Below are 6686 nucleotides of genomic sequence, written 5' to 3'. Positions count from 1 at the left end.
GCAATCGGGGTTATCCGGGTTAGCGGACCGTCGGCGCGCAGGGACGCGCGCCGCCGAGCGCACACGGACGTGTTTACAGCGTGTCCGCGTTCCGGATAACCCCGATTAAGCCCTGCACCCGACCTCAAAGCGCCCCTGCCCCAAAGCCACTATCATTTAAACCAGACACCCAACCTCAAAGCGGCCGGCCCTGAAGCCGCTCTCACTTAAACCAGGCCCCCAACCTGAAGCGACCCGCACCCCACCAGCGCTAACCGTGTCACTTCCACTGATACAGCAGCGGCTCCCCCGCCACAAAGCGCTGCAAATCGGCGGCGATCATCGCGGTGTGCTTTTCAATGCTCTCGCGGGTCGCACCGGCAATATGGGGCGTGATAATCACGTTTTCCAGCTCGCTAACGAACGGATGATCGCGCCACAGCGGCTCCTGATGATAAACGTCCAGCGCCGCACCGCCCAACGGCCCCTTGCGCAGTGCGTCGATCAGATCGGCTTCTACCACCACCGCCGCCCGCGAGGTATTAATCAGCAGCGCCCCCGGCTTCATACTGCCCAACAGCGCGGCGTTCACCAGACCGTCGCTGTGCGCGCCGCTGCTCAGATGCAGGCTGACGATATCCGCCTCTCGGAACAGCGCGTCCAGCGTGGTCTTCTGCAGCCCCGGCTCGTTAATCTCCTCCGCCGCCACAAACGGATCCACCACCAGAATCGCCATGCCAAACGCACGGGCGATACGCGCCACCCGGCGGCCGATATTGCCGTAGCCGATCAGACCGAGGGTTTTATTACGCAGCTCGCTGCCCTTAAACACTTCATACGGGCTTTCCGGCGTCACGTCCCACACCACGTCGCGCTTCAACCCGGCCGACGTCTGCTGCTCCTGCTGCGCATCTCGGGTGAAGTCACCGCGCTTCAGCGCCGCATGCGCCTGTGGAATATGACGTACCAGCGCCAGCATCAGACCAAAGGTCAGCTCGGCGGCAGCATCGGCGTTGCGGCCGGGGGTGAACAGCACCTTAATACCGCGCGCTTTGGCGGCGGCGGTATCGATATTCACCGGATTAGCGCGGGTACAGGCAATCACCTTCAGCTGCGGGCAGGCGGCAATCACCTCGGCGGTGACGTTATCGTAACTGGTGACGATAACGTCAGCGTCGTGCGCCAGCGCGATCAGCTGTTGCGGCGCAAACTTCGGCTTGCCGATGGCCCAGCCGTCCACCACCAGCTCTCCCAGCTGGCGAAACGCCTGTAAATCACCGGCGTACTCGGCGGTAAACACGATCTTCATTATTATGATTCCTTTAAACGTTGCAGGGCCTGGTGGCGTGCCTGCCACACCGGCTGCAGCTGGTCGCGCAGCAGCCGGTAGACCGGGAACAGCTCCCGGTAACAGGCGTGCGCATTAGGGTCGGGTTGATAACGCGTCTGTGCCACCGGCGGCACCTGACGCAGTGCGCCAACGCTACGCGCGGCCAGCAGCGCCGCGCCGCGCGCGCTCAGTTCGTTGAATTCGCTGGCGATCACCGTTCTGCCGGTGCAGTCGGCGATGATCTGCAGCCAGGTGGCCGAGGCCGCGCCGCCGCCGGTCAGGTAGAGTTCGCCACCGGACGGGTACTCCTGCAGCGAGTCGACGATCGCGTAAGCCAGCCCTTCAAACACCGCGCGCTGCAGTTCGGCGCGGGTGGTGTGCTGGCCGATGCCAAAGTAGCCGGCGCGGGCGGTCGGGCTGTAGAACGGGGCGCGTTCGCCATTGAGGTAGGGCTGCCAGAACACGCCGTTACTGCCGGGCGCTACGCCTGCTATCTCAACCTCCAGCTGCTGCAGGTCCGGCGTCAGCGCGATCTGCTGGCGCAGCCAGTCGATGTTCGGCGTGCCCGCCTGCATCGGGAACAGGTTGATAAAGCTGCCCGCCTCGGTGCTGCCGACAAAACGCGTGCCGTCGCTGACCGTCTCGCGACTGGTGCAGACGATGCCGGTGCAGCAGGTAGTGCCCAGAATGGTGTAGATGTCGCCGTTGTGCACCGCCCCGCAGCCCAGCGCCGCGCTGCTGACGTCCAGCGCGCCGGCGGCCACCGCAATGCCCGCCGGCAGGCCGCAGCGTTGCGCCATTTCAGCGGTCAGCGCACCCGCCGGGGCGTCCGCCGCCAGCAGCGGCGGAAACTTATCGCGCAGGTGGCTGAGGCCCAGCTCGTCGAGCATCAGCGTGGAGAGCGTACCGGCCTGCTGATCGAGCAGCGAGGCGCTGGCATCGGTCAGCTCCAGCGCCGCCACCCCGGTCAGGCGGAAGCGCACCCAGTCTTTGGCGCAGAAGACATAGCGCGCCGCCGCCAGCCGCTCCGGCTGATAACGCGCCAGCCAGTGCAGCTGCAGGCTGCTGTTGCACGGCTGCAGGTGGGTGCCTGTTTCGGCAAACAGCCGCCGGTCAAGGCCCGGCCGCTGCAGCAGTTCGTGCATCAATCCGGCGCTGCGCGTATCGCTCCACAGCATACCCGGCCCAACCGGATTGCCGTCGGCGTCGCTCAGCCAGACGCCCTCGCCCTGGCCGGCCAGCCCGATCGCCGCGATATGCCCCTGCGCCAGCAGCGGTGAACGCGCTACCTCGCTAAGGGTGCGCAGCACCGAATCCAGCATCAGCTGCATATCCTGCTCGGCATGGCCGCTGGCCGACAGGTCAGGGGCGGTATTTTCCGCCACGCTGGCCACGGCGTTGAAGTCAGCGTCAAACAGCACCGATTTGACCCGCGAGGTGCCAATATCAATGCCGAGATAAAAATCCATAGGTCAGCACCTGTTCACGCTGCCCGGCTCCCGCTTACGGCCTACAGGCGGCAATGCGGCGGGCAGAAATAGACGTCTAAATGGCTAATCTGTGATGCTAACACCGGGAACAGAGGCGGGCAAACCCGAACGTCCGCTGACAGACAGCGTCTTATAGCGCGAATTCAGCTTTATTCCCGCGTCTGTATTACAGGCCAGAGTAATTACCGCCAGATCGTCAGAAAATGGCGGCATGACTGCGATTAAATATTTATCCTTTACGCCAGATAATCTTGCTGATTTTCCAGCTTTTCAGCGTATCGTCCGCCGGCATCAGCCCTTCCGGGCCGTGCCATTCGCCGCTGAACAGGTAGCTGATGTGCTCGCTGCCCGGCGCTTTACACTCGACGCCGTCGCCGTCCGCGCCCTGGCCTTTGCGGCAGGCGCCAAAGGCTTTGCCGTAGAGGTCGCTGAACGGCGTGCCGATGCTGACGCCGGCTTCGCTCACCTGCAGCGACGAGCCAAACCAGTGGGTCAGCGACAGGCTGGACCACGACCAGGAGATCGGATTCCACCAGGTCGAGGCGCTGGGGGAGTCAGCGGCTGGAAGTAAAAAAAGGATCTCAAGAAAATCCTTCTTTATTAGGTATATAGATCGCCTATTTCATTGACAGCAACTTGTCATAATCAGGGAAAATATTCGGTACATCTTCACTGCTACCATCAGGATAAGTTGCTGTCAGATCGCCTGGATGATCAGGCGGATTTAATACAACAACTTTCATAAGATGAACAGCAGGTTCTATAGCTATATATCGTGTATTACTTAGACTAAAACGTCTGCGCCACCTTTCTGCTCCGGTCTCCCCCCCAAAAAACTTCAAGCTGGCCGTATTGTCGATGTGATTAGAGACAATAGGGAAAAAGTCTGTTTTCAGTTCCTGCCGCACCCCGCTGAATGCTTTGGCCAGCCCGGTCCCGTAACCGTCACTGAGTCCGTAGTCACCGAAATCGAAGATATAACTGGTATCGATAACCTCTTTCCCCTTCACCAGTGGAACATCGTCCGCAATTCTGAAGCTCACCCTCAGCGAGTTCAGCTGCCACTGGCACGGGCCGCCACCATCCACGGCGATCCGCAGACGCCGGACATTGTTGCCATCGGGCGCACCGAATGGCCGTTCAACATCGTTATAGCCCGGAATATCATGCGGTTCACTGCTTGAGTTATAGCGGACTGATTTGCACTGCGCCGAACGGTAAAGCAGCTCGGCGGGCTGCAGCGTTATCCCCTCCGGGACACGGAAAGTCACATCCACCCACTTTGCGCCAGACGGGGGGGAGAGCGTCCTGTCAGGGCGGTTATCACACCCGGAAAGCAGCATCACAGCTGACGCGATGACGGTGGTTTTACTGAGAAAGTTCAACTTCTTCCTCCGTTACCGCCGCAAAAACGCAGCAGGGCATTTTTCCCGGTCTCATCTGCCTCTGTCCGCCTCAGCGCCACCGGCAGCATGTCCTGAAGTGCCAGAAATTCGCGGTTACGTTCAACCTCATCCGAATTGCTGTAGGCCGCGCCCCTCTCAACCTGATCCCGGAACATGACCCGCATCTCTTTCCGGTGCATCTCCCTGCCCGGATCGGCCAGCTCCAGCACCTGATTGTGAATATAGGGCAGGTAGCGGTGCGCCATCGAGTGGCTGCGGGGGTCGGTTCCGATGCCGTTCAGCGCCGGATTAGTATTCTGCGGAAAGGTCTTTGCCAGGCTGGCCGGGTTCAGGCACTGGATAAACGCTGCCTGATGCTCAGCGGAGGATTTCAGGCACTCTTCATTCAGGGACGGCACGACATACAGCCTGGTGGCCACAAAATGCCGGGTATAGACCTGCCCGTCGACCAGGCTTTTCTGGTTCGGACTGGCGGCCCGCATCGCGCACTGCTGCGCCCGGAAAAATATCACCGTACTGCCATGGTGCCAGTACGGGTCTTTTTTCTCCACAAGCCCTGTCGACTGGAACGTTAGGTCCCGCACCGCCACACTGAGTCCGGCGGCCGTAGTCAGTGACCAGTCAAACCCCAGTTTGTCGCCCAGGGGCCCCCATGACCTGTAAAACGCGTTATCAAGATCGGCATCCGGCGGGATCTGCGTGATCGTGTCATTGTCGTTGACGTGACGGAAGTGCGTGATGCCATCCAGAGAGGCGATCGCCGCGCGGGTGAAGGTCCGCGGCATTCCGTAGGTGTACAGCACGGGGTTAAAGGCTTTCATCTCGGCGGCATACAGGAGCGCCAGCGCCCCGCCCAGACTGTGACCGCAGACGAACAGCTTCTTTCTCATACCTAAACCAGTCTTAACAGCGTCAAGCTTATCCCCGAACTTCCGTTTAGCCAGTTGCCAGGCTTCCAGAAAACCACCGTGCACGTTGCCCGCCCCAGCCAGCTCCGGCAGACACCGCTTCGGTGCGAAGGACAAATCAGTCAGGATATTCAGCAGAGTGTCGGTACCGCACCAGGCAACCAGTACGTGCGCCCCGCATTCCACCGTAAACAGGCGGGCATCACCTTCCCCCGTTGCCCCCACCCCAGTATTCATGTAGACAGGAGGCTGGTAGCGCTCCCGGAACGGTACATCCACCGCCAGTGTGTGAAAGTAAGACGGATACTCGGCAAACTGCGGGATGCAGGACAGATCCAGGCACTTCTGCCGGAAAAAATAATCGATGGTCGGGTCCTTCGCCTCGGCGGCATACACAAGGTCGGCCATGATGCCGAGGTTCAGCGCGTTCGCCAGGTCATAGTCCTTTGTGTCGTGCAGGGGCAGCACCCACGCCCGGAACGGGCAGACCTCAATCACGTGGCGCTGCTCCAGCGCATCCCGCGCAATTTTCGTCCCTTTCAGCGACTTTCCGGGCGGAAAATGGAACACCGGTGGCTCAGGCGAGTCCCAGCCCGGCATCTCCGGTAACCGGTCGCACAGCTCCCCGATGGTCACATAGTGATGCCGGTATCCGGCGGCCTCCGCCTTCTCCTGCACGTCCGTGCGCCAGCTTTTGTCCCGCGTCTCCCGCCGAAAGGCATTACCACTCACCGGCTGGCTGTTCGGGTTACGCCTGATACCCAGCGGGCGCTGCTCCATTTCATCGGCCAGCTGTTGCCCGTCCATTTTCACGTCAACGGCCAGCCAGTACAGGTCATCGAACCGCACTAGCCCCTGGCTGTCGGTGACGCCAGCGGGCGGATTAGGCGGCGGTGTGGGATCGAACCGGGTGTCGCCACCCCGCCTCAACATCGCCATTTCTGCCGCCGTGGCCAGCGGATGGTATTCCAACTGCACGTTCAGGCCGGAAACCGGGTTGTTGTTCTCATCCACAAACTGCAACTCCAGTCAGTGTTTCAGTTGCCTGCCACAAGGGACTTCTTTGTACTTCATCTTGTGACTCAGACAGGTCACTGTCGTATTGTCTGTCTCGTCTGCCATAGTTTTAAATCCTTTTAATTTCTCTGGTTAAATACCGGTCGATCATACATCAGGCAAAACTTAACCCAAACCTATTAGACGTCAACAACCCTGACATAGAGGGGAAACACACACCTTGCACAAAACCGTTCCGTCAATGTGAGTCCACAAGATGCTTAACCTCTAAATGGCTAATCCACGTTGCTAACATCGGGAACAGAGGCGAGCAAACCCGAACGTCCGTTGACAGACAGCGGCTTATAGCGCGAATTCAGCTTTATTCACGCGTCTGTATTACAGGTGAGAGCAATGACCGCAAGATCGTCAGAAAATGGCGGCTTAATTGCGATTAAATATTTTGTCGGCAGGATAGCAAAGGGCAACGGCTACCCGCGGCGGGATAACTGCGATGACACGTTTTCTCAGGAGGGAGCGCAGTGCGCGCGCGTGAGGGGTCGGTCACGGTGAAATT

The 6686-nt window shown here is 60.1% G+C and carries 4 protein-coding genes and 1 pseudogene; all 5 read right to left on the bottom strand.

Going from position 1 to position 6686, the window contains the following annotated elements; genetic code table 11:
- Window positions 1–259 precede the first annotated feature (259 nt).
- The 5 genes and pseudogenes from NV64_RS01830 to NV64_RS01810 all read right to left on the bottom strand — a co-directional run bounded on the left by NV64_RS01830 (window position 260) and on the right by NV64_RS01810 (window position 6127).
- Entirely contained in the window at window positions 260–1288 is a 1029-nt protein-coding gene (locus NV64_RS01830; protein ID WP_101505201.1) for a 2-hydroxyacid dehydrogenase, read from the bottom strand.
- A 2-nt stretch (window positions 1289–1290) separates the two neighbouring features.
- Window positions 1291–2778: an FGGY-family carbohydrate kinase gene (locus NV64_RS01825; RefSeq protein WP_101505200.1), complete on the bottom strand. Its 1488-nt coding sequence runs from the start codon at window positions 2776–2778 to the stop codon at window positions 1291–1293.
- A 250-nt stretch (window positions 2779–3028) separates the two neighbouring features.
- Window positions 3029–3262 (bottom strand): annotated as a pseudogene (locus NV64_RS23810) (DUF1131 family protein); the annotation flags it as partial.
- A 154-nt stretch (window positions 3263–3416) separates the two neighbouring features.
- Complete coding sequence (locus NV64_RS01815; protein WP_101505198.1) at window positions 3417–4184, bottom strand: hypothetical protein; 768 nt, start codon at window positions 4182–4184, stop codon at window positions 3417–3419.
- Window positions 4181–6127, bottom strand: coding sequence for a lipase family protein (locus NV64_RS01810; RefSeq protein WP_233208903.1), 1947 nt, complete (start codon window positions 6125–6127; stop codon window positions 4181–4183). The genes NV64_RS01815 and NV64_RS01810 overlap by 4 nt, the downstream gene beginning before the upstream one ends.
- Window positions 6128–6686: the final 559 nt, after the last annotated feature.

Source organism: Erwinia sp. B116, assembly GCF_002865965.1.
Lineage (GTDB): Bacteria > Pseudomonadota > Gammaproteobacteria > Enterobacterales > Enterobacteriaceae > Erwinia.
Note: the sequence above shows the minus strand (reverse complement) of the source record. Positions and strands in the feature narration are given on the sequence as shown.